The sequence below is a fragment of the Shewanella sp. genome (assembly GCF_013214165.1).
In the GTDB taxonomy this organism is placed as follows: Bacteria; Pseudomonadota; Gammaproteobacteria; order Enterobacterales; family Shewanellaceae; genus Shewanella.
The window spans coordinates 56,477-79,421 of record NZ_JABSSM010000022.1; the positions used below are offsets into that span (position 1 = coordinate 56,477).

Annotated in this window: 20 protein-coding genes; 11 read left to right on the forward strand and 9 right to left on the reverse strand. The window is 48.1% G+C overall.

Features of this window, described 5'->3' with window-relative positions; translation table 11 throughout:
- Positions 1 to 473: 473 nt before the first annotated feature.
- Positions 474 to 1,337, reverse strand: a complete 864-nt coding sequence (locus tag HRU42_RS08300) for a YicC/YloC family endoribonuclease (RefSeq protein WP_295030208.1) — start codon at positions 1,335 to 1,337, stop codon at positions 474 to 476.
- Positions 1,338 to 1,531: 194 nt separating this feature from the next.
- Here HRU42_RS08300 and rph point away from each other — a divergent pair, with 194 nt between their 5' ends.
- Both rph and pyrE read left to right on the forward strand, forming a co-directional pair.
- Positions 1,532 to 2,245: a ribonuclease PH gene (rph, locus tag HRU42_RS08305; RefSeq protein ID WP_295030210.1), complete on the forward strand. Its 714-nt coding sequence runs from the start codon at positions 1,532 to 1,534 to the stop codon at positions 2,243 to 2,245.
- A gap of 85 nt (positions 2,246 to 2,330) precedes the next feature.
- Positions 2,331 to 2,972: an orotate phosphoribosyltransferase gene (pyrE, locus tag HRU42_RS08310; protein WP_295030212.1), complete on the forward strand. Its 642-nt coding sequence runs from the start codon at positions 2,331 to 2,333 to the stop codon at positions 2,970 to 2,972.
- Positions 2,973 to 3,161: 189 nt separating this feature from the next.
- Here the strand turns inward: pyrE and folE are convergent, their stop codons facing one another.
- From folE to coaBC, 5 genes are all read right to left on the reverse strand, one after another.
- Positions 3,162 to 3,821: a GTP cyclohydrolase I FolE gene (folE, locus tag HRU42_RS08315; RefSeq protein ID WP_295030214.1), complete on the reverse strand. Its 660-nt coding sequence runs from the start codon at positions 3,819 to 3,821 to the stop codon at positions 3,162 to 3,164.
- Positions 3,822 to 4,046: 225 nt separating this feature from the next.
- Positions 4,047 to 6,011, reverse strand: a complete 1,965-nt coding sequence (locus tag HRU42_RS08320; protein WP_295030215.1) for a S9 family peptidase — start codon at positions 6,009 to 6,011, stop codon at positions 4,047 to 4,049.
- Positions 6,012 to 6,149: 138 nt separating this feature from the next.
- Positions 6,150 to 6,743, reverse strand: a complete 594-nt coding sequence (slmA, locus tag HRU42_RS08325; protein ID WP_295030216.1) for a nucleoid occlusion factor SlmA — start codon at positions 6,741 to 6,743, stop codon at positions 6,150 to 6,152.
- A 134-nt stretch (positions 6,744 to 6,877) separates the two neighbouring features.
- Positions 6,878 to 7,336, reverse strand: a complete 459-nt coding sequence (gene dut, locus HRU42_RS08330) for a dUTP diphosphatase (protein ID WP_295030217.1) — start codon at positions 7,334 to 7,336, stop codon at positions 6,878 to 6,880.
- A gap of 3 nt (positions 7,337 to 7,339) precedes the next feature.
- Positions 7,340 to 8,581: a bifunctional phosphopantothenoylcysteine decarboxylase/phosphopantothenate--cysteine ligase CoaBC gene (gene coaBC / locus HRU42_RS08335; RefSeq protein WP_295030219.1), complete on the reverse strand. Its 1,242-nt coding sequence runs from the start codon at positions 8,579 to 8,581 to the stop codon at positions 7,340 to 7,342.
- 168 nt (positions 8,582 to 8,749) lie between these two features.
- Here coaBC and radC point away from each other — a divergent pair, with 168 nt between their 5' ends.
- The 4 genes from radC to argA all read left to right on the forward strand — a co-directional run bounded on the left by radC (position 8,750) and on the right by argA (position 11,586).
- Positions 8,750 to 9,427, forward strand: coding sequence for a DNA repair protein RadC (gene radC, locus HRU42_RS08340; RefSeq protein WP_295030220.1), 678 nt, complete (start codon positions 8,750 to 8,752; stop codon positions 9,425 to 9,427).
- A gap of 128 nt (positions 9,428 to 9,555) precedes the next feature.
- Positions 9,556 to 9,792, forward strand: coding sequence for a 50S ribosomal protein L28 (gene rpmB, locus HRU42_RS08345; protein WP_144048435.1), 237 nt, complete (start codon positions 9,556 to 9,558; stop codon positions 9,790 to 9,792).
- Positions 9,793 to 9,798: 6 nt separating this feature from the next.
- Positions 9,799 to 9,972, forward strand: a complete 174-nt coding sequence (gene rpmG, locus HRU42_RS08350) for a 50S ribosomal protein L33 (protein ID WP_287943287.1) — start codon at positions 9,799 to 9,801, stop codon at positions 9,970 to 9,972.
- A 294-nt stretch (positions 9,973 to 10,266) separates the two neighbouring features.
- Positions 10,267 to 11,586, forward strand: a complete 1,320-nt coding sequence (gene argA / locus HRU42_RS08355) for an amino-acid N-acetyltransferase (protein WP_295030223.1) — start codon at positions 10,267 to 10,269, stop codon at positions 11,584 to 11,586.
- A gap of 65 nt (positions 11,587 to 11,651) precedes the next feature.
- On the opposite strand, the gene rarD is transcribed toward argA, so the two are convergent.
- Positions 11,652 to 12,548: an EamA family transporter RarD gene (rarD, locus tag HRU42_RS08360; protein ID WP_295030225.1), complete on the reverse strand. Its 897-nt coding sequence runs from the start codon at positions 12,546 to 12,548 to the stop codon at positions 11,652 to 11,654.
- 148 nt (positions 12,549 to 12,696) lie between these two features.
- Positions 12,697 to 13,161, reverse strand: coding sequence for a thioesterase family protein (locus HRU42_RS08365; RefSeq protein WP_112350919.1), 465 nt, complete (start codon positions 13,159 to 13,161; stop codon positions 12,697 to 12,699).
- A gap of 165 nt (positions 13,162 to 13,326) precedes the next feature.
- On the opposite strand from HRU42_RS08365, the gene recQ reads away from it, so the two are divergent.
- Positions 13,327 to 15,159, forward strand: coding sequence for a DNA helicase RecQ (gene recQ / locus HRU42_RS08370; protein WP_295030229.1), 1,833 nt, complete (start codon positions 13,327 to 13,329; stop codon positions 15,157 to 15,159).
- Between the two features lie 172 nt (positions 15,160 to 15,331).
- On the opposite strand, the gene HRU42_RS08375 is transcribed toward recQ, so the two are convergent.
- A complete protein-coding gene (locus HRU42_RS08375) occupies positions 15,332 to 17,083 on the reverse strand; it encodes a diguanylate cyclase (protein ID WP_295030231.1) in 1,752 nt (583 codons plus the stop codon).
- 515 nt (positions 17,084 to 17,598) lie between these two features.
- On the opposite strand from HRU42_RS08375, the gene leuA reads away from it, so the two are divergent.
- The 4 genes from leuA to leuD all read left to right on the forward strand — a co-directional run bounded on the left by leuA (position 17,599) and on the right by leuD (position 22,578).
- Positions 17,599 to 19,170, forward strand: a complete 1,572-nt coding sequence (gene leuA, locus HRU42_RS08380; RefSeq protein WP_295030232.1) for a 2-isopropylmalate synthase — start codon at positions 17,599 to 17,601, stop codon at positions 19,168 to 19,170.
- 53 nt (positions 19,171 to 19,223) lie between these two features.
- Positions 19,224 to 20,318, forward strand: a complete 1,095-nt coding sequence (gene leuB, locus HRU42_RS08385; RefSeq protein ID WP_295030234.1) for a 3-isopropylmalate dehydrogenase — start codon at positions 19,224 to 19,226, stop codon at positions 20,316 to 20,318.
- A gap of 172 nt (positions 20,319 to 20,490) precedes the next feature.
- Complete coding sequence (gene leuC, locus HRU42_RS08390) at positions 20,491 to 21,891, forward strand: 3-isopropylmalate dehydratase large subunit (RefSeq protein ID WP_295030235.1); 1,401 nt, start codon at positions 20,491 to 20,493, stop codon at positions 21,889 to 21,891.
- 81 nt (positions 21,892 to 21,972) lie between these two features.
- Positions 21,973 to 22,578, forward strand: coding sequence for a 3-isopropylmalate dehydratase small subunit (gene leuD, locus HRU42_RS08395; RefSeq protein WP_295030237.1), 606 nt, complete (start codon positions 21,973 to 21,975; stop codon positions 22,576 to 22,578).
- Positions 22,579 to 22,945 lie beyond the last annotated feature (367 nt).

Consider the following 22,945-nt stretch of genomic DNA (forward strand, 5'->3'; position numbering starts at 1 on the left):
CACCCATAAATGCTGATGTGTAGGCGGTTATTGGTTTACCAAAATTAGAGATCATACATACCATTTATGAGCCATAAGTTATGGCGTTCACCTTCATTAATCTGGTGCCATTTGTTGTACATATTTAGAGAGGTTAATAAGTTTCTAGCCGTATTTAAGCTCAACACTGTGCTAAATCGAAGAGATAATTAGACAAGTGTAAACGCGGCTGTGAGCTTCTAAAACAGGGATGTTTTGGTAGAGCCCACAAGGATGTGTTTACGGCGTCTCGCAGAAGTGTTTGCACATAAGCGAGCCGCAGGCTATTGATTAAAGTAGAAGCCTTGCCGCGCAATAATCTTAATTAACTTGATGGAAAATGAACTTGCACAAGATGCTTGCAGCTTGTTATCGAACAAGGAGCTTGCTCATAGGCAAACAAAAGCCCAGCGAGAAACTGGGCTTAGATGCACTCATTCAAATCGATAAAAACGTTATTCCACGTTTTGAATTTGTTCGCGCATCTGCTCGATCAGCACTTTGAGTTCTACTGCGGCGGCGGTGATTTCGCTGCTGATAGATTTGGAGGCCAGTGTGTTCGACTCACGATTGAATTCCTGCATCATAAAGTCGAGACGACGGCCCTGGGCGCCACCTTTTTGGAGGATGCGCTGGGTTTCTGCGACGTGGGCGTCGAGTCGGTCCATCTCTTCTGCCACGTCCATCTTCTGGGCGAGAATGACCATCTCTTGTTCCAGACGGGCTGGATCCAGTTCGCCGGTGATCTCGGCCAGACGGTTAGTCAACTTATCACGCTGCCATTGCATTACCGTCGGCATGTGGTCACGGACGATGGCAACTTGCGCGACTATGGCGTCTAGGCGGGTTTGCAGCATGACATTGATGGCTGCACCTTCGCGGCCTCGCGCTTCGATAAACTGATCGATGGCGCTGTCGAAGGCCAGCAATAATTCTTTGCTTAATGCGTCCATATCTTGCTCTGAGCCCGACATCACCCCTGGCCATTTTAAGATATCGACCAGATTGAGTTCACCTTGACCCGCTTCTTGTTTGACCCAGTTGGCGGCGTTTACCAGCTGCTTGGCAAGCTCTTGGTTGAGCTGCAGTTCGTTGCTCTTGTTGTCGGCAAGATCGTATCTGAGGTTTACTTCGATTTTTCCACGGTTTAAACGCTTACGCAATTTGTCTCGTAGGATGGGCTCTAGGCTACGGAAATGTTCAGGCAGACGCAGATAAGTTTCTAGATAGCGTTGATTGACCGAGCGGATCTCCCAGGAGGCATTGCCCCAGTCTGCTTTGTGCTCGATACGTGCGTAGGCTGTCATGCTTTGGATCATGGTTTTTCCAATTGTTTAACCGTGAAAGGGATCTAGGATTATAGACCTAAGCCAGCTAGGTTCAAAGTAATGCATCTTGGCTTTAGCCATATATCGGCAAATAACATGGCATCCGAGGACACAAATCTCTATACTATCCCCCCAAAATCATCCAGTAAAAATCGCCAATCGATTCATCAATACAGGAAATTCCTATGCGCCCTAGTGACAGAACGCCGGCTCAATCTCGCCCAGTGACGATCACCCGTCAATTTACCGCTCATGCTGAAGGTTCTGTTTTAGTCGAGTTCGGCGAGACAAAAGTACTCTGTACGGCTAGCTTCGAAGTGGGTGTGCCTCGTTTTCTTAAGGGCAAAGGTCAAGGTTGGGTTACGGCTGAATATGGCATGTTGCCTCGCTCGACTCATACTCGTATGAACCGTGAGGCAGCCCGTGGTAAGCAATCTGGTCGTACTCAAGAGATCCAACGTCTCATCGGTCGCTCACTGCGTGCAGCCGTGGATATGAAAGCCCTAGGCGAAAACACGATTGTTATCGATTGTGACGTGATTCAGGCCGATGGCGGTACACGTACAGCGGCTATCACCGGCGCCTGTGTGGCCTTGGTCGATGCGCTTAACTGGGCTCGTGGTAAGGGGATCTTGAAAACTAATCCACTTAAGTTCCTTATCGCCGCGGTAAGTGTTGGTATCTATAAAGGTGAGCCAATATGCGATCTTGAATATATCGAAGACAGTGCGGCGGAAACGGATATGAATGTGGTCATGACCGAAACCGGTCAGATGATCGAAATTCAGGGCACCGCCGAAGGTGACCCATTCAGCCATGAAGAGCTGCTAAGTATGTTGGAACTGGCTAAGCACGGTATTCGTGAAATAGTCGATGTACAGAAAGCGTCATTGAATTAAAGATAACCAGGACCCAATCGGGTCCTTTTTTGAATAACGATACTTATAAAAAGTAACATTGAACAAGTTAAATTGAGGAGAGATTGTGAAAGCTTATCAGCGTGAGTTTATCGAGTTTGCCCTAGAACGTCAGGTATTGAGATTTGGCGAGTTTACGCTTAAATCCGGCCGTATCAGTCCCTATTTCTTCAATGCTGGTCTGTTTAATACCGGACGCGATCTCGCCCGTCTGGGGCGTTTTTACGCGACCGCTTTGGTCGACTCTGGCATAGAGCATGACCTGCTTTTCGGTCCCGCTTATAAGGGCATTCCGATTGCGACCACGACGGCGGTTGCCCTGTGTGAGCATCATGATATCGATATGCCATATTGCTTCAACCGTAAAGAGAAGAAACAGCACGGTGAAGGTGGCAGCTTAGTCGGTAGCGAGCTAAAAGGCCGCGTCATGCTAGTCGATGACGTGATCACCGCAGGTACTGCGATTCGTGAGTCGATGGAGATCATTCAGGCCCATGATGCTTCGTTAGCTGGGGTGCTCATTGCTCTGGATCGTCAAGAGAAAGGCAAGGGCGAACTATCTGCTATTCAGGAAGTGGAACGTGATTTTGGTTGTGAGATAATCTCAATCATCAAGCTAGGTGATCTGATCAACTACTTGTCTGAAAAACCGGGCATGGAAGCGCAGTTGGCTTCGGTGAGTGCTTATCGCGATCAGTACGGCATATAAAAGTTAGAACGCCTCCGGCTACTGAACGCTTTGCTTACAGATAACAGAACACTTCGATCACAAAAAAAGCAGGGACAACATTTTGACCTGCTTTGATTTTCTATGAGTTCGCTGGCCGTTGCGGTATCCGTAAACGAGCTTGCGAGTGTTCCATTTTCGCGCGATTTCAGCCGTTTTAATTACTCACTTTTAATTACTTAAGAATTCTGCGCGGGTCGCGGGGTTTGATTTGAAAATTCCACCCAGTGCGGTGGTGGTCGTCGAGCTGGTGGAGTCCATGATGCCACGAGACTTAACGCAGTAATGTACCGCATCCATCTTCACCGCCACATCTTTGGTCTCAAGCAGAGTCTGTAAGGCCACTAACACCTGTTGAGTGAGGCGTTCTTGTACCTGAGGTCTCTGGGCAAAGAAACGTACGATACGGTTAATCTTGGACAGGCCTATGATGTTCTTGCGTGGTAAGTAAGCCACGGTCGCGAAACCATCTATGGTGACCAGGTGATGCTCACAGGTACTGGTTAGGCTGATATCTTTGACCTTAACCATCTCATCGAAGCCCATCTTATTTTCTATGACGGTGATCTTAGGAAAGTTGGCGTAATCTAAGCCGGAAAATATCTCATCCACATACATCTTGGCGATTCGACGTGGGGTATCGATCAGGCTGTCATCGGTCAGATCCAGAGACATCAAGGTCAAGATCTCGCGCATATGATGCTCGATCCTTTCTTTACGTTCCTCTGGGCTGAATGCTGAAGGTAGCATAGGTGTCTCGAGTCCTCTGGCTAGTAATGCCGTCTGAACTTGTACTGCTGACTCACTGAGCTGTGCTTCTTTCGATGTCATAGTGTCCTCCACTATTCAGATAGTGGTTATTTCCGGTGCATTTTTATGGCTGTAAATGTCGAGTGTTAATTCGATTTAGCTAAAAGCCATGGGCTAGTTAGTATGGTCGTAGAATAACAATCGGACGGGGAGGATACCTTGAATCGATGATAAATTATACCCAGAAACTGTGGGGGAATAACAAAAAGCCGATTGAGACAATCGGCTTGAAATATCTGTTAGTGATTATAGATTGAGATTTTTCCCAAGGAACGCCAGCATAAGTTGGTAATATTTCTCTTGGTGTTCATCATTATAGAACCCGTGTCCCTCATCATCCATCACCAATTTTTCATAGGGGTAGTTAATCTCTTGCAGTGCATCTTCAAGAGATTCAAGCTGTTCTATGGGGGCTCGTTCGTCTTCCCCTCCGTGTACCAATAACAATTTAGCCTTAAGTTTGTCGACATTATGACTCGGAGACATCTTGGTCAGCATGGCTGCGTCGGTACCGAGAACCTGCTTAAGGTAGGCTCTACCGGCTCTTAGTCCCTGAATATCTCCCTCGTTAAACATCAGCTCAAGATCATATATCCCCGCAAAACCGATAGCACATTGAAACAGATCGGGGGCTAATATTGAGCTCTGCAGCGCCGAGTATCCACCGAAGCTGCCACCGACGATGCAGATGCGTTCTTTGTCGACGTATCCCTGTTCGATGACATAGCGAGTAGCATCTATGATGTCATATTGAATCTCTTCGCCCCATTCTCGATGACCAGCATGTTCAAAACGGTCGCCATAGCCACCCGAACCTCTAAAATTAACCTGCAGCACGGCTGCACCTTGACTGGCTATGAGCTGATTTTGATTATCGAATTTCCACCAGTCTCTGGGGCCGTGGGGACCGCCGTGAGGGTTAACGACCAGAGGTAAGTTTTTAGCTAGCTTACCGTTGGGCAAGGTCAGGTAACCATGGATCAACTGTCCATCTCGGCTGGTGAACGTGATGGGCTTAACTTCGGCCATCAGCTCTGGGTCGATCCATTTTTTCTGAGAAACAAGATACTCAAGTTTTACCGTTTTACTGTTGAACAGGTAGTAATCACCCGGGTTTCTATCGTTAAACGCCTTGATAATAAATTGGCTGCCATCTGTGGTTTCACTTACTAAGTGAATCTGATGTCCCGGCAATGAAGCCAGTAGCTGCTTGACATATTTGGCGTGTGTATCGTTTTTATCGACAAACTCGTAGGTTGGATAGCCATTCTCATACTCAACCGCGTAGAGTTTTTTCGTTATTTTATTGAGCCATATATTGCTCGGATCGACGACTTTATCTTGGCTTATGAGTTTTTTAGTCCCCGTTTTAATGTTGACCAGGTATATGCCTTTGGGCTTGCCATTCTCACTTCCCAGTACATAAACACTGTCATTATTTTCGCCAAAAGCGATGGGACTCATCTGATTAAGGTTTAGATTGAGTTTATCTGTATCTATCCATTGACTGTCTTGTCGATAAAAGAGTGTGGAGCTAATGTGATCTCTGGTACCGCTGACAAAATGGACCTTGCCCTCATCGTCATTGAGGAACCTGGCATAGGGGACGGGCGCCGTGGTGATTTTTTTACGGGTGCCCTTGTAAACATCGACTTTATAAACCTTTTGTCTGTTTTCTGCCGTATTGCTCCCCCCCGAGCCCCAAGGTAATGCCTGGACTAGCATGTAGCGTTCATCATTAGGCAGTGGATCTAGGATGTAAGCTGTGGCGCGAATAGGGGTGTTTTTTTTCAGTCTAGACCCTGTTTGAATTTCACCACCTTTATAGCCAAACAGGTATTGGCTTTTGGAACCATCGGCATTAATGGCCATCAACTCGCCATAGTATTGTGGATGATCTTTCCAACCTTTTAGGTATTCTTTTTGTAATACAATCCGCTCATGATTAACCCATTCATAGTTGCCGACCTGAGCATTCCCTGGAAAATGAATAACGTTAATTGGTTTTTTAGAGATAGTGTCTAAGATCATCAGCATTTTCTTGCCCTCTTTCGAGGTTAAGACGCTAAGGTATTCACCATTCGGAGATATTTTGACATTAGTGTACTGGGCTGAGCGGCTAAATTGGGCGATGAGATCTTTGGTTTGAGCTTGGACTAATAGGCTGTTTAACAGCAGGCAGGTAAAACTAAACCACTTAATTAGTTTCATAGGGACATCCTTGTTATATGTTTTTATATGTTTTCACTAATGTGTCAAGGTGTGATGGTAATGTAAAGTTTTAGGGGCTGCAATTATTTTTGTGTAGAAACAGCAGCCTTTATACGGGCTGCTGTAAGGTAAGTGGGGTTAGCTTTGTAGCAGCTGCTGTTGAATAAATATCCACTGTTGGTCGAAGTGCTGAGTCGGTTTTTGTTTGAACTCGCTGCGAACAAATTGAGCGATACGCCCTTCGGCGACGGCGAGTAATAGATTTGCCAGAATCGCTTCGTCCAGTTTGAAGCCCTTGCCTTCACGTAAGGTCTTCTCTCGGAGGATTTGTTTCAGATGGGTCTCTATCTTACAAAATATCAAATTAACCCGGCTGCGCAGGCGTTCATGTTCACCCAAGAGGGCGTCGCCATTGAGAATTCGCGAGATCCCCGGGTTACGCTCGGAGAAGATAAGCAGCAGTTGCAGCAATAACTGGCAGCGTTTCATGGTGTCTTTCTCCTCATCCATGATGAGGTTGATGCGCGAAAGCAGCGACTCTTCGATAAAGTCTATCAAGCCCTCAAACATGCGAGCCTTACTCGGAAAGTGACGATACAGGGCCGCCTCGGATACACCGACTTCGGCAGCGAGCTTGGCCGTGGTGATTCTTTGTCCTGGATTGGTTTCTAGCATGGTGGCTAGACATTGGAGAATATGTTCGCGGCGATTAATTTTAGGGCTTGCAGCCATTTGGTTTTCCTTCACTCGAATACGACAGGAGCTAGGTGATATGTTCATTTGCCTTTAAATGGATCTTAGGCAAGTGAATGTCACTCTTATTGATCACACTCAGTTAGCTAATATTCATCTGAGTGAGTGTTTTTTTATTGGGTACCTGAGTGGCCAAAACCTGCTTCGCCACGACTCGAATTATCAAATTCATCGACAAGCTTAAATTCAGCCTGTACTACAGGTACAAATACCAGTTGGGCTAACCTGTCACCTATCTCTAAGGTAAAAGGTTCACTGCCCCTGTTCCAGCAAGAGACCATAAGCGGTCCTTGGTAGTCGGAGTCGATAAGACCGACTAAGTTTCCCAGCACTATGCCATGTTTATGACCCAGGCCAGAGCGCGGTAAAATTATGGCCGCAAGTCCTGGATCGGCAACATAAATCGAAATGCCGGTTGGAATTAAGATGGTTTCACCCGGCTCGACTATGATAGTCGTCTCGATCATGGCCCTAAGATCCATACCCGCACTGCCTGGTGTTGCGTAGGCGGGAAGGGGATACTGTGAACCGATACGCGGATCGAGAATTTTTATTTCTATGGGTGTCTTCATTTGTTATTTCTTGTCATCTTTTAACATGGCTATTCGTTCGGCGACGATGCCGAGTAGCTGGCTAGCCAAGGTTTGCTTATCGGTTGCCGGAAGATCTATCTGACCCTTGGCCCAAATGACCTTGAGCGCATTATTGTCGGCATTGAAGCCCAGCTCAGGATTAGACACATCATTGGCGGCTATCATATCGAGTTTCTTGCGCAGCAGTTTATCTTTAGCGTAGCGTTCGACATCTTGGGTCTCGGCGGCAAATCCTAAGGTAAAAGGTCTTGGGTTATGGCTGGCTACGCTGGCTAAGATATCAGGATTCCTTACCAAGGCAAGCTGCATATCGGTGGACGTTTTTTTAATCTTATCCACTGCAACATCTGCAACTCGATAATCGGCCACGGCGGCGCAGCCGATGAAGATATCGTGCTTGTCGACTCGGCTCATCACGGCCTCGAGCATGTCTTGGGTCGATATAACATCGACTCGTTTGACTCCAGCGGGTGTCGCCAGATTGACAGGTCCAGAGACTAAGGTGACCTCGGCGCCCATGTCGGCTGCCGCTTTGGCGATGGCGAAGCCCATCTTACCCGAACTATGGTTGGAGATATAACGCACAGGGTCTATGGCTTCACGTGTCGGTCCGGCTGTCAGTAGTAGTGAGTGGCCTGCCAGTAATTTAGGCGCGAAAAATTGCACTGTCAGGGCGACGATATCCAAAGGTTCGAGCATGCGTCCCGGGCCAATTTCGCCACAGGCTTGACTGCCAGATGCGGGTCCCCAAACCTTCAGGCCGCGTTTGGCTAGGTTTGCCAGATTATCTTGTGTCGCCTGATTGCGATACATCTGCTGGTTCATCGCCGGGCAAAGTATCACGGGGGCCTCGGTCGCTAAGCAAGTGGTGGTAATAAGCTCATCGGCCATACCCGCATTTATTCGGGCTATCAGATTGGCCGTTGCTGGGGCGACAATCACCAGATCCGCCCATCGAGCCAGCTCTATATGACCCATGGCCGCTTCTGCACTGGTATCGAGCAGGTCTGATGCCACCGGATGTCCGGATAAGGCTTGCAAGGTAAGTGGAGTGATAAATTCCTTGGCGCTCTGACTCATCACTACACGTACGTCGAAGCCACGCTCTTTTAAGCGTCGGATAAGATCGGCAGATTTATAGGCCGCGATGCCGCCGCCTATAGCGAGTAGGATATTTTGATGGGTCTGGCTTGAAGACTGATTTGAAATCTTACTTTGGCTCATACTCTTGCTCATAGACTGTGGCTCGTAAGGATGACTCACGAGAAACAATGCAGTCGCTAAATTGAATTGCTGCCTAAGATATCACAAAGTTTAGGCCGTGGAGGATACAAGTTTTAGAAAACTCGACCATACTCTGCAGAAGATAAAAATTCACGCAAGGAGGGGGGGATGGGGATCAAAGATTGGCCGTCGGGCGAGGGACCGCGAGATAAACTACTGAGTCATGGAGCGGGTCAGTTATCAGATTCTGAGCTGTTAGCTGTGGTGCTTAGAAATGGCGTAAAGGGATTAAGTGCCGTTCAATTAGCCAGGGATCTAATTGCAGAGTTTGGCGGGCTCAGGGAGCTATTGAAGGCGTCTCAGCAGGAGGTTTGTAAATTATCGGGTATGGGACCGGTAAAGTTTGCTCAGATCCAGGCTGCGGCCGAGCTGAGTACCCGAATTTCGGCAGAAAAGTTAAAAAGAGGCAAAATATTGAGTGATCCTGATTTAACTCGGGACTATTTAATGAGACAATTGCGGGATCGTGCCTATGAGGTGTTCGCCATCTTATTGTTGGACAGTCAGCACCGAGTCATTCAGTTTGTTGAATTATTCCGTGGCACCATAGATTCAGCGTCAGTCTATCCACGAGATGTGGTGTGTCTGGTGCTTGAGAAAAAAGCCGCGGCCGTGATTGTCTGCCACAACCATCCATCAGGAGTTGCGGAGCCAAGCTTGGCCGACAGGCGAATTACAGAGCGATTAAAGTGTGCCTTGGCAACCATAGATGTTTCCTTGTTAGACCATATGGTTGTAGGCGATCGCGAGATAGTTTCATTTGCAGAGCGGGGATGGATAGACTAACTATTCCTTGCTCTTTGCTTTTAGATCCTGTATAAAATGCGCCCTCTGTTGTGTGCCTCAGGCGACGGCCGTGTTCGAGGTGCATTAATGCTCGAGCGTTAAAATATTTAGTTTTGGAGAAGATTGACATGTCAAGAGTATGCCAAGTAACTGGCAAGAAACCAATGGTTGGTAACAACCGCTCGCACGCGAAGAATTCTACGCGTCGTCGTTTTTTACCTAACCTACAAAACCATCGTTTTTGGTTAGAAGGCGAGAAGCGCTTCGTTAAGCTACGTCTTACCCCTAAAGGTATGCGTATTATCGATAAGAAAGGTATTGAAGTTGTTGTTGCAGAACTTCGTGCACGCGGCGAGAAGGTATAATAAACCATGGCTAAATCTAAAAGTAATCGTGAGAAGATCAAGCTAGTTTCTAGCGCTAAGACTGGTCATTTCTACACGACTGAAAAGAACAAACGTAACATGCCTGAAAAGATGGAAATCATGAAATTTGATCCCGTTATCCGTAAGCACGTTATGTACAAAGAAGCTAAAATCAAGTAATAACTTGTTGCTAACTTCTAATAAAGCCCCTGATTCAGGGGCTTTTTTTTTGCTTAAAATTTAGTGTGTTCAACGCATTGCCATATAGATCAATTAAGATGAATAATCTAAATTGTTATTCATTTGTGATTTTTTCAGTTTTATTAGTCCACACCCTATTTTAAAACAGTTTTCACATGCTGACGATTAAATATAAATGCTTTTATTTTGCATTAAAATGCAATATCATGCTTGTTGTAGCCTACGGCTGTAGCCGTCTGTTTTGCATAAATGAATTAAGGTGAGAATATATTCGTGCGTACCACTGAACTCGTTGATGGATTTCGTCACTCAGCTTCCTACGTCAATTCCCATAGGGGTAAAACCTTTGTGGTGATGCTTGGGGGAGAGGCGTTAGCTAATAAACAATTTCGCTCGATCATTAATGATATCGCGCTCTTGCATAGTCTGGGGATCAAGATGGTGCTGGTGCATGGTGCCAGGCCGCAGATTGATGAGGCTTTGGCAGATAAATCCATCCAGCCTGAGTACTACAATGGCGTAAGGATCACCGACGAAAATACCTTTAAGGTAATTAAGCAAGTTGTGGGCGGATTGCAACTGGATATCACCGCCAGACTCTCCATGAGTCTGAGTAATACTCCGATGCAGGGGGCACAGATCAATGTGGTGAGTGGTAATTTCGTCATCGCTCAACCTCTTGGTGTCGATGATGGTGTCGACTATTGCCTGAGTGGCAAGGTTAGGCGTATCGATGTTCAGGGCCTCAAGGGCCAGCTGGAAAGTAATAGCATAGTGTTACTCGGGCCCGTTGCCGCTTCGGTTACGGGAGAGAGCTTTAATCTGACCGCCGAAGAGGTCGCCACTCAGATCGCAGTGAAACTCAAAGCCGATAAGATGATAGGTTTTAGCTCACAGAAAGGTATCCTGGATAGTACAGGTCAGGTGCTGGCCGAATTGATGCCAAATGATGCTCAAGCTATCTTGAACGATTTAGACTTAAGCTCGAGTGTCTGTCAGGGTACTAAAGCCTTTCTCAAGGCCAGCATAGATGCCTGCCGCAATGGTGTCTCCCGTTGTCACTTCGTGAGTTATCTGGATGATGGTGCCTTGCTGCAGGAGCTCTTCTCCAGAGATGGTATCGGTACCCAGATTGTCACCGAGAGTGCCGAACGTCTGCGTCGTGCCAGCATTGGCGATATCGGCGGGATCTTAGATCTGATCCGTCCGTTAGAGCACAAAGGCATTCTAGTCCGTCGTTCCCGTGAGCAGCTGGAGATGGAGATTGAGCAGTTTATGCTTATCGAACGCGATAATCTGGTCATAGGCTGCGCGGCTTTCTACCCATTTGAGGAAGACAATGCCGGTGAGTTTGCCTGTCTGGTGGTACATCCAGAATACCGGGATGCCGACAGGGGCAGCATACTGCTGAAGAATATTATCGGTCAGGCCAGAGTCAGGGGCTATTCAAAATTGTTTGCCTTGACCACGCGCAGCATTCATTGGTTCCTGGAACATGGTTTCGATATCGTCGATGTGGAAACCTTGCCCGATAAGAAGAAGCAACTGTATAACTACCAAAGAAAATCCAAGATACTCGCCTTAGAACTATAAGGTCCTGAGTCGCTATAGAAAAAAGGCCCTTATTTCTATGATGAGAAATAGGGGCCTCTTGATGATTAGCTTGTAGCTTGCTGTTGCTTGCGTTTGTAGAACATGTCTATGGTGAATACCACCAAGGCTCCCCAGATAAACAAGAAGGTGATCCCTTTCTCTAGGTCGAAAGACTCGCCATAGAGGGTAACAGCCAAGATAAACATGATGGTCGGGCCCAGATACTGAAGAAAACCCAGTACTGATAGCGGGATCCTCACCGCCGCAGCGGCGAAACAGAGCAAGGGTATGGTGGTCACTATGCCCGCCGCCAATAGCAGCAGATTGAGTGACATCTCGTTGGTCATCATGTGGGTTAATGAGCCGCCTACATTGGCAAGCAGGTAGATGAGTGCAACCGGGAACAAGATGGCGGTCTCGACCAGCAAGCCAGTCTTAGCATCGACATTAACCTTTTTGCGTAGCAGTCCATAGAGAGCGAATGAGCCGGCAAGACCCAAAGATACCAGGGGAATGGAGCCAAACGAGATCAGCTGCACCATCACGCCGCTAGCGGCCAGAGCGACGGCAAACCATTGCAGTTTCCGCAGTCGCTCCCCCAGGAAGGCCATGCCTAACATGACATTCACTAATGGATTGATAAAATAACCTAAGCTGGCATCTAGCATATGATCATTATTGATAGCCCAGATAAACAGTAGCCAGTTAGCCGCGATCAGGATTGAGGTCAAGGTTAATACCATAAGCTGCTTGGGCCGCTTCAGCACTTGTCTGAGGCGAGCAAAGCCACCGAATGTCATCGTGAGCATGGTGACAAACACGAATGACCAGATCACCCGATGGATCAAGATCTCGGTAGCAGACACCTGTCCCAACAACTTGAAATACAGGGGGGCGAAGCCCCAGAGAGTATAAGCACAAATAGCAAAGACTATGCCTTTGCGGTGTTCAGAATCGAGCATGGATTAGACTACAAAATGAGAAAGTGGCTCATTGTATTCCTCAAGCCTTATAGCCTCAAGGTTAAAGCGGTGAGTAATAGTTTCATGCCTGTCTCATGATAATGACACCAGCGGAAATAAAGCCGACAGGCATGAATTTGAAGGGGGCTTAACCGACCATATAAGTGCCAGTGCCGAAGGCGATGTGATCGCCACGTTCATTATGCAGTTCCATGCGGCAGACTGACACGCGATTGCCGGCGCGGATCACAGTGCCGGTGCCGGTAAATATCTCACCTCTGCCGGGCCTGAGGTAATCTATTCTTAGATCTATGGTGCCTAAGGTTTGCAAGCGGCTCTGTAGTTCTTCTACGCTCCAGTCGTCGCGACTGGCGACTAAACCCGAGAAGGCCGTTAGTCCACCGACAACGTCGAGCACAGTGGCTGTGACGCCGCCATGGAGGATCTGCTGGTGGATATTGCCGATAAGCTCAGGTTTCATATTGACGCTAACTTCGACGCCGTCGATATCATAACGTTTGATGTCCATGCCCAAGAGGTTATGAAACGGCACTTGTTTATCGAACACCTCGGCCACTCTCTTAAGAATTTCGGCTTGCACTGGATTGGTCATAAGCATCCTTTTATAGGGTAAGTATCTATTGCTGTTTATAATTAGAGCAATTAATCTATCGCTTACTCACCTTGGTATGCAAGATTATTCTCAAAGTTTAGGACGATCATGAGAGACAAGAGGCGCGAGCTTTATTAGAATGGTCGGCCCTATTTCTGACTCCCGATGCCCATGGACCAAGTGACGCCGCAACCTCAATCAGATCCACTCTCTTCGAGCCTGCAGTCGGTATTCGGCTACCGCACCTTCAGAAAAGGCCAGCGGGAGGTGATCGAGCAGATCTGCGCCGGTATCGATTGCCTGGTGATCATGCCTACAGGGGGGGGGAAGAGCCTGTGTTATCAACTGCCGGCATTGCAGATGGCCGGTTTGACCATAGTGGTCTCACCGCTGATCTCCCTGATGAAAGATCAGGTCGATAGCCTACAGCAGATGGGAGTCAATGCCGGATACCTCAATTCATCTCAGGCTGGGGAAGAGCGCGCCAGGATCCTCAGGGAGATGCACAGCGGCGAGCTAAAACTGCTTTATGTCTCTCCAGAGCGTTTGCTGCAAGCCAGCTTTATCGAGCGTTTACATGAACTGCATATCTCGCTTTTCGCCATAGATGAGGCTCATTGTATCTCCCAATGGGGTCATGATTTCAGGCCCGAGTATGCGGCGCTAGGCAGGCTGAGACAGTATTTCCCCCATGTGCCTATCATGGCGCTGACGGCCACGGCGGATCAGGCGACCAGGCAGGATATCTGCCAGCGTCTGACCATTACTCCCTTCTCCTTGCTCACCAGTTTCGATCGTCCTAACATTCGCTATACAGTGGCTGAGAAACTCAATGCCGCCAATCAGTTACGTCAGTTTGTCACTGCCCAAAATGGCACCAGTGGCATCATCTATTGTGGCAGCCGTAGACGAGTCGATGAGGTGGCGGAACGGCTGAGACTTCAGGGTCATAATGCCGATGCCTATCATGCGGGCAGGACTCAGGAGGAGAGGGCCGATGTGCAAGACCGCTTCTTGAAAGATCAACTCGATATCGTGGTGGCAACCGTGGCATTTGGCATGGGTATCAACAAGTCCAACGTGCGTTACGTGGTGCATTACGATATTCCCAAGAGCGTGGAGTCCTATTATCAAGAGACGGGACGTGCCGGACGTGATGGTTTAGATGCTGAGGCCTTGATGCTGTTCGACCCCGCCGATATCGGCCGGGTACGTCATCTTATACAGCAAAATGAGCCGGGTCCCCAGCAGCAGGTCGAGCTACATAAGCTCAATACCATGGCCGCCTTTGCCGAGGCGCAGACCTGTCGTCGTCAGGTGCTGTTGCACTATTTCGACGAGCGTGCCGAACAGCCATGTGGTAACTGTGATATCTGTTTGGATCCGCCTAAGCGATATAACGGCATTCAAGATGCGCAGAAGGTGCTCTCCAGCATCTATCGTTTGAAGCAAGGCTTCGGCATCAATCACCTCATCGAGGTGTTGCGTGGCTCTAAGGCCGCCAATGTGCTCGACCGGGGCCATGATAAGTTATCCACCTGGGGAATAGGCAAAGACAAGAGTCATGAATACTGGCTGAGTATCATCAGGCAGATAATCCACCTAGGCTTTGCCAGTCAAGATATTACCCGGGGGTCGTCGGTCAAGTTGAATCCCTCGGCGCGAGCTGTGCTCAAAGGGGAAGTCGAGTTATTGTTGGCAGAGCCGAGGATCATACTGCAAACCACGACTAAGCGTCGTAGCGGCAGCACTCGTGCGCCATTGAATTATGATCGTAAGTTATTTTCCAGATTGAAGTTGTTGCGCAGACGCTTGGCTGAAGAGCTGGATGTGCCGCCTTATCTGGTATTCAACGATGCGACTCTGGCCGAAATGGCGGCCATGACCCCCACCAGTCCAGGCGAAATGCTGGCGGTTAACGGTGTCGGTGAGCGTAAGTTAGGCCGTTTCGGCGGTGAATTCCTCGATGAGATCGCTAACTACCTAGCCGATAGCTAGAAGCTGCTAGCAACAGTAGGCCGTTGCGGCGGTGAATTAGCTTAATAAGTCGCTAACTAGCTAGCCGATAGCTAGAAGCTGCTAGCAACAGTAGGCCGTTGCGGCGGTGAATTAGCTTAATAAGTCGCTAACTCGCTAGCCGATAGCTAGGCCTGATTCTGGGAGGCACTAACTAAGCCGTTACTGTGCTAAGGCTTACCTGTTTCCTATTCTTCAACATTAACAGTTTTACCTTAGCTCGTTTTATCAAAGACTCGAGGCTGTCCTGTTGTTGCAATTTTGCATAGCCAATATTAGTTCGATGACCTTGCTGAAGTGGCAGCATCACGGCTTTTATCTGTTCGATTATCTTTAAGGTCCCTTTCTCCTGTGTATGGGGTAACAAGATCACCAGCTCCTCGTCGATAGTCGTGGTGACGATGTCTTGCTCTCTGAGGAGATTCTCCAGTCTGGTATGCAAGAGAGGTAGATCGGCATGAAAAATATGTTTGCAATCGATAAGAATAAGACTCAAATTGAAACCGACAAGTTTACTGTGGCCGAGCAGTTTATCTATTTTCTGTTCGAGTGAGCTGGTGATCTTGGGCGCTGGTGCGAGCTTAGTCGATTTTCGTCTCTGTCTTATTGCTATAAGAGCCAGGAGGATGAATAGCGTAAGTAGTATATATTCACTCTTAAACTGAGTGTGATGGCCTAACATGTGACTGTGTTCACCTAGGGCGGAATGTACAATTTGTTGTCGACTCAGGCGAGTGTTTAATTGCTGTAAACGCGTATCCTTGATGAAGTTAAAGGTATTTTCTGCAGCATCGAATCTGAGCAGCTGGTAATGATATGCCTGTTCGAAATTTCCCAGACGAACGTAATAGTCACTCAATACCTGATAACAAAGTACTAACTCATGATATTTAGAGGTTTGTAGACTCTTTGCTATGGCTTGGTTCATCAGGGGCATGGCTCTAGCCTGGTTGTCGCTTGTCAGTAGCACTTGGGCAAGTAGACGTTGGGTACGTAATGTTTCTATGGTGCTTTTTTGTTTAATGAAGGTATGTAAACTGATCTCCAATAGCTGAATCGCACGACTGTAATTTTCTCTCCTATATTCCAGCTGAGCAATATCCTTGTAACTCACGGCAAGCTCGAAAGCCGTTTCGAGTTCGGGTAATAAATTTTTTGCCTCTTTAATCAGCTGGTCACTGGATTGGGAACGGTTAAATTGAGCCATTTTTGCCACTAGTATGCTGGCAGTGAGTAGCACCTTCCCCTTGGGATCATCTCTAACTAGGGCCTTTGCCAATATCTGGTAGGCAGGATTAAATTGACTGTTCTTGGCCAGCAGTTGGCTCATGGCGAATGTGATGCTGATTCTGGGGGGGAGTACCCAATTGACTGCTTGAGATTGGGTATCGGCATAGATATCACTGGCTAAACCGAGATCTTCGAATGCGCTGCTGTAGCTGTCCATCTGGGTGTCTATTATGCCTCTAAGCCTTAATCCATTCACTAGGGACTGAGGTTGTTTCAGCTCCCTAGACAGCATGATTGAGCTGTCTAGTAAGGGAAGCGCCTGTCGGTAATCACCATAGTGACTGAATGCGGCAGCCATACAGTTGAGAAAATAGGGACGCGCCTGATCTAGCTTGAGGAGCTTCGCCTTGGCTTCATTCATACGGGCAAGGTTAATTGCCGCCTCATTATCACCTAATTGCAGCAGAGTTTCACAGCGGAGTAGAGTGAGCCTGAGCTTCTCAGCTTCAGAGAGTTTGATCTGTGACGTTATACTGTCTAGTTTGTTGATTTCAATTAGGGCTTGGCTGGGGTATTGGTATACTAGCGTATTGACCGTATCGAGTCTGTCTTGTGTACTTGCCCATGCTGGCACTAGCCAGAACGTGAGGCAAAGCACTGAGAGACGAAAGATCATTGGGTGAAGCTCCGTTTACTTATTCTAAATCCATGTGGCAGGCATTATAACTAATTTGATGCATTAAAAAACCACAGAGTATGATTTAGAACTATTTGTTGCAAAACAGACTTATTATCTAGATATCTTAGGTAAATGGCTGCTGATTATAGGGTTAATGAAAAGATAGCCAAGCTTTAAAGGTGTTTACTCTGGTCTAATCAGGCCGAAGTGAAAAAAATGGGGTTGACACCGGAGCCGCCACACGTTAAAAATTAACCGTTCTTTACTAAACTAACGTCATAATCGAGTATTAACCAGCTGCATAATTAATTGTGCACACTGAATAAATAAGACAGATGAATATAAAACGTGCATTACTCAACCTCCTCATTCTCATTCTCGCAGGTCCTGCGCGGAGGATGTAGTGTTGCACACTCGATAGAGAAACAGCATTCACAAACCCCGCGCTAACAAACGCGGGGTTTTTTGTTGTTAAGCGCAAATAATAATTAGGTCTTCCACGGAGAAACCAGATGTCTAACCGAGTGATTATTTTTGATACGACCCTACGTGATGGCGAACAGGCCTTGGCGGCAAGCTTAACGGTTAAGGAAAAGCTACAGATAGCACTGTCTTTGGAACGACTGGGTGTTGACGTGATGGAAGTGGGTTTTCCTGTTTCGTCTCCGGGCGATTTTAAGTCTGTTCAGACCATAGCCCGTACGATAAAAAACAGCCGAGTGTGTGCCCTGTCCCGTGCCTTGGAAAAAGATATCGATGCCGCGGCTCAGGCTCTGTCGGTTGCCGAACAATTCCGTATTCATACGTTCATCTCTACCTCGACCATACATGTTGAGAGTAAGTTGAAACGTTCTTTCGATCAGGTATTAGAGATGGCAGTTGGCGCCATCAAGTATGCACGTCGATTCACCGACGATGTCGAGTTCTCCTGTGAAGATGCCGGTCGCACGCCTATCGATAATCTTTGCCGCATGGTCGAAGAGGCAATTAAAGCGGGTGCCAGGACGATTAATATTCCCGATACCGTAGGTTACACTATACCGAGTGAATTTGGCTCCATCATAGAGACCCTGTTTAACCGAGTACCTAACATAGATCAGGCGGTGATCTCGGTTCATTGTCACGATGACTTGGGTCTATCTGTGGCGAATTCGATCACCGCGATACAGCATGGTGCACGTCAGATCGAATGTACGATCAATGGTATCGGTGAGCGGGCGGGTAACTGTTCTCTGGAAGAGATCGCCATGATCTTGTCTACCCGTAAGGCAAAACTTGGCTTCGAAACCGGCATCAACGCCAAAGAGATCCACCGCACCTCTAACTTAGTCAGCCAGCTGTGTAACATGCCAGTACAGGCTAACAAGGCGATAGTCGGTGCCAATGCGTTCACTCATTCATCGGGTATTCATCAAGATGGCATGCTTAAGTCACAGAATACTTATGAGATCATGACCCCAGAGAGCATAGGTTTACCCCGTAATAATCTCAATATGACCTCGCGTTCTGGACGTCACGTGATCAAGCATCGCATGGCCGAGATGGGTTATGTTGAGAGCGATTACGATATGGATACCTTGTATACCGCCTTCGTCGAACTGGCGGACAAGAAGGGTCAAGTGTTCGATTATGATCTTGAGGCGCTGGTCTTCATTGAGGCTCAGGCCGATGAGGACGCGCATTATAAATTGCAGCAGCTGGTGGTCCATTCTGATTCCACCCAAGGTAAGGCGACTGCGACGGTTAACGTGGAAATCGATGGCCAGACTGTCACGGAGGCGGCCACAGGTAATGGTCCTGTGGATGCCGCCTATAATGCCATCGCCCGTGCCAGCAAGCGTGAAGTGAATATTACCAGCTATAAGCTAAGCGCCAAGGGCGAGGGACAAGATGCCCTGGGTCAGGTCGATATCGAGGCGAGCTACCAGCAGCAGAGCTTCCATGGGGTCGGGCTGGCGACCGATGTGGTCGAGGCTTCGGTTCAGGCGTTGATACATGTGATGAACCTGACTTGGCGTGCAGATAAAGTTGCCGATTGCAAAGAGAAGATTCAGCAGCAGCGTAGCGAGTTTGGCGGCGTATAATAACGTTAATAATTATTCGAATAGTAAAATTAAAGAGTTGGAGTTTGTGTCGTATGAGTTATCAAATAGCGGTGTTAGCCGGAGATGGAATTGGGCCCGAAGTGATGGCCGAAGCACGCAAGGTGTTGGCCGCGGTCGAGAAGCGTTTCGATCTCTCAATCGAATATAGTGAATATGATGTTGGGGGCGCGGCCATCGATAATCATGGTTGTCCTCTGCCTGAGGCTACGCTAAAGGGTTGTGAGGCGGCCGATGCCGTGCTGTTTGGTTCTGTTGGCGGTCCTAAGTGGGAGCACCTTCCGCCAAACGATCAACCTGAGCGTGGCGCGCTGCTGCCTCTACGTGGACACTTCGAGCTGTTCTGTAATATGCGTCCGGCCAAATTACATACGGGTCTCGAACATATGTCGCCACTGCGAAGCGACATCTCAGAGAAGGGCTTCGATATCCTCTGTGTGCGTGAATTAACCGGTGGCATCTATTTCGGCAAGCCTAAGGGTCGTCAGGGAGAAGGCGAGAATGAAGAAGCCTTCGATACCATGAGATACAGCCGCAAGGAGATCAGGCGCATAGCCAAGATAGCATTCGAATCCGCCCAAGGTCGTCGTAACAAGGTCACTTCGGTCGATAAGGCTAACGTCTTGGCCTGTAGCGTACTCTGGCGTGAAGTGGTCGAAGAGGTCGCTAAGGATTACCCTGATGTCGAACTCGAACACATCTATATCGATAATGCCACCATGCAGCTGCTACGTCGTCCCAATGAATTCGATGTCATGCTCTGCTCTAACCTGTTCGGCGATATCATCTCGGATGAGATAGCCATGTTGACCGGCTCTATGGGTCTGCTGTCATCGATTAGCATGAACAGCGAAGGTTTTGGCATGTATGAGCCCGCTGGTGGCAGTGCGCCGGATATCGCCGGTCAGGGGATCGCTAATCCCGTGGCGCAAATTCTGTCAGCCGCCCTGCTGCTGCGCCATAGCCTGAAACTCGAAGACGCCGCCCAGGCGATAGAAGCCGCCGTGAGCAAGACACTCAGCGACGGTTACTTAACCGCTGAGTTACTGCCTGCAAGCGAGCGTAGTAATGCTAAGTCTACCAGTCAGATGGGTGATTATATCGCTCAAGCTGTTGCCGAAGGGGTTTAAGCTAATGACTAAGACGTTATACGAATACGGCATGAGGGATGGTTTTACTGTCTCGGTTATTACATTCATTATAGGGGAGAGCTAACTCGTGGCTAAGACTTTATATGAACATGGCATGAGGGATGGTTTTACTATCTCGGTTATTACATTAACGCTAGGGGGAAGTTAACTCATGGCTAAGACGTTATACGAGAAGGTATGGGATGCACATATCGTCATTGAGAACGAGGATGAAGCGCCACTGATCTATGTCGACAGACATCTGGTCCATGAGGTGACATCACCCCAGGCATTCAGTGGTTTGAGGGCGGCGGGTCGTAAAATGCGCGCGCCAGAGAAAACCTTCGCAACCATGGATCATAACACTTCGACTAAGAGTGCAAGTCTAGATGCTTTGAGTCCTATGGCTCGAATCCAGGTAGAAACACTGCAGGATAACTGTAAAGAGTTTGGTGTGCGCCTGTATGACATACATCATAAGAACCAAGGCATAGTGCATGTGATGGGGCCTGAGCTCGGCATCACCATACCCGGCGCCGTTATTGTATGTGGTGACTCGCACACCGCCACTCATGGTGCATTTGGTGCACTGGCGTTCGGCATAGGTACGTCTGAAGTTGAGCACGTGATGGCGACGCAAACCTTGCGTCAGTTAAAAGCCAAGACGATGAAGATTGTGGTACGTGGGCATGTCGCTGCCGGGATCACGGCCAAAGATATCGTACTTGCCATCATAGGCAAGATCGGTATGGATGGCGGCACGGGTTATGTGGTCGAGTTTTGTGGTGAGGCTATCGAAGCCTTAACCATGGAGGGTCGCATGACTGTGTGTAATATGGCCATTGAGATGGGGGCTAAGGCGGGGATGATTGCGCCGGATGCGACCACGGTCGAATACATGAAAGGGCGTGAATTTTCACCCAAGGGCCAAGCTTGGGAGCAGGCGGTAGCGGATTGGGCCGAACTAAAAACCGATGACGATGCCGTTTTTGATGCGACAGTCGTGCTCGAGGCCGGTGATATCGCGCCTCAACTCACATGGGGAACCAATCCAGGGCAAGTCGTTGCCATCGACGGCGTCGTACCCAACCCTGCCGATGAACCAAACGCTACGGTTAGACACAGCATCGAAAAAGCACTCAAGTATGTGGCGCTCACTGCCGGGACTCGTATGACTGATGTGAGTATCAACAAGGCTTTTATCGGCTCATGTACTAATTCTCGTATCGAAGATCTACGCGCTGCGGCAGCACAGGCTAAGGGCCGTAAAGTGGCTGATGGTGTGATCGCAATTGTGGTACCAGGATCTGGCTTAGTGAAGGAGCAGGCGGAGGCCGAAGGCCTGGATAAAATTTTTATCGACGCGGGATTCGAGTGGCGTCTACCGGGTTGCTCTATGTGTTTAGCGATGAACGATGATCGTTTAGAGGCCGGCGATCGCTGCGCCTCAACCAGTAATCGTAATTTCGAGGGACGTCAGGGACGAGGCAGTCGCACTCACCTTGTTAGCCCAGCTATGGCCGCAGCGGCAGCGATAGCAGGTCACTTCGTCGATATTCGCAAGCCTTACTAGGAGCACCGGGATGTATGAATTTTTTATAGTCTATGATGAGATGTCGTCGATATTCACAGAGCTGACTAGGAGCACAGATTAATGAATCCATTTACCTCACACACTGGGCTTGCGGTCATGATCGATAGCGCTAATGTGGATACCGATCAGATCATCCCTAAGCAGTTTCTGTCTAAAGTGACTCGCGACGGTTTTGGTGTGCACCTGTTCCATGATTGGCGTTATTTGGACGAGGCTGGCGATCAGCCAAATCCAGCGTTTAGCCTCAACTTTTCCAGATATAAGGGCGCCTCGGTTCTCCTTACTAAGGAAAATTTTGGCTGTGGTTCTAGCCGTGAGCATGCGCCATGGGCATTAGCCGATTTTGGTTTACGCGCCATTATCGCACCAAGCTTTGCCGATATTTTCTACGGTAACTCTATCAATAACGGCCTGCTGCCGGTGCGTTTGACTGATGTCGAAGTGCAGCAGTTGATGGATGAGGTTGAGGCACAAGAGGGCGCCGAGATCACCGTCGATCTTGAGGCCTTAACGGTCACATCTCCGTCGGGGGCTACATTTAGTTTTGAGATTGAGACGTCGGCTCGACACAACCTGCTCAATGGCTTGGATGCCATTGGTTTGACGTTAGCTTATGTCGATCAGATCGCGGCTTATGAAGCAAAACTTCCAAGCTGGAAGCTGTAAGTTTTTTTAAGCGTACATTTGTACTGTAAGTGTTACCAATCCAGAGCCGGATAAACATGAGTTTATCCGGCTTTTGTATTAAATCCCAATTCACTTTCTCTATGTTATTGAAAATATTGTCGTTTTGTTTTTTTGTGGGAACCAATGCAAGGTTTTGTTGTTTTTGGCAGTGGTTTTAACTGGCAGAACTTTTCTATTTAAGCTAACGTGTGTAAGTCACTGCTTGCGCCGTTACTTGTTGATTTATATCACTATTGTGGTGGTGTTCATCATCTATTCCCAATCCTGTGGTGACACAGTCTCGTCATTGCTGACTCCTAGACCGTTTTAAATAGCCATTTAATCTTAACAAATACTGCATACCTCA

Coding starts and splice junctions, on each gene's coding strand:
- rph (WP_295030210.1), top strand. CDS start 1,532: ATGCGCCCTAGTGACAGAACGCCGGCTCAATCTCGCCCAGTGACGATC.
- HRU42_RS08300 (WP_295030208.1), bottom strand. CDS start 1,337: ATGATCCAAAGCATGACAGCCTACGCACGTATCGAGCACAAAGCAGAC.
- recQ (WP_295030229.1), top strand. CDS start 13,327: ATGCCCATGGACCAAGTGACGCCGCAACCTCAATCAGATCCACTCTCT.
- coaBC (WP_295030219.1), bottom strand. CDS start 8,581: ATGAGCCAAAGTAAGATTTCAAATCAGTCTTCAAGCCAGACCCATCAA.
- dut (WP_295030217.1), bottom strand. CDS start 7,336: ATGAAGACACCCATAGAAATAAAAATTCTCGATCCGCGTATCGGTTCA.
- folE (WP_295030214.1), bottom strand. CDS start 3,821: ATGACATCGAAAGAAGCACAGCTCAGTGAGTCAGCAGTACAAGTTCAG.
- leuC (WP_295030235.1), top strand. CDS start 20,491: ATGGCTAAGACGTTATACGAGAAGGTATGGGATGCACATATCGTCATT.
- HRU42_RS08375 (WP_295030231.1), bottom strand. CDS start 17,083: ATGATCTTTCGTCTCTCAGTGCTTTGCCTCACGTTCTGGCTAGTGCCA.
- HRU42_RS08320 (WP_295030215.1), bottom strand. CDS start 6,011: ATGAAACTAATTAAGTGGTTTAGTTTTACCTGCCTGCTGTTAAACAGC.
- rarD (WP_295030225.1), bottom strand. CDS start 12,548: ATGCTCGATTCTGAACACCGCAAAGGCATAGTCTTTGCTATTTGTGCT.
- radC (WP_295030220.1), top strand. CDS start 8,750: ATGGGGATCAAAGATTGGCCGTCGGGCGAGGGACCGCGAGATAAACTA.
- rpmB (WP_144048435.1), top strand. CDS start 9,556: ATGTCAAGAGTATGCCAAGTAACTGGCAAGAAACCAATGGTTGGTAAC.
- rpmG (WP_287943287.1), top strand. CDS start 9,799: ATGGCTAAATCTAAAAGTAATCGTGAGAAGATCAAGCTAGTTTCTAGC.
- leuD (WP_295030237.1), top strand. CDS start 21,973: ATGAATCCATTTACCTCACACACTGGGCTTGCGGTCATGATCGATAGC.
- slmA (WP_295030216.1), bottom strand. CDS start 6,743: ATGGCTGCAAGCCCTAAAATTAATCGCCGCGAACATATTCTCCAATGT.
- leuB (WP_295030234.1), top strand. CDS start 19,224: ATGAGTTATCAAATAGCGGTGTTAGCCGGAGATGGAATTGGGCCCGAA.
- leuA (WP_295030232.1), top strand. CDS start 17,599: ATGTCTAACCGAGTGATTATTTTTGATACGACCCTACGTGATGGCGAA.
- HRU42_RS08365 (WP_112350919.1), bottom strand. CDS start 13,161: ATGACCAATCCAGTGCAAGCCGAAATTCTTAAGAGAGTGGCCGAGGTG.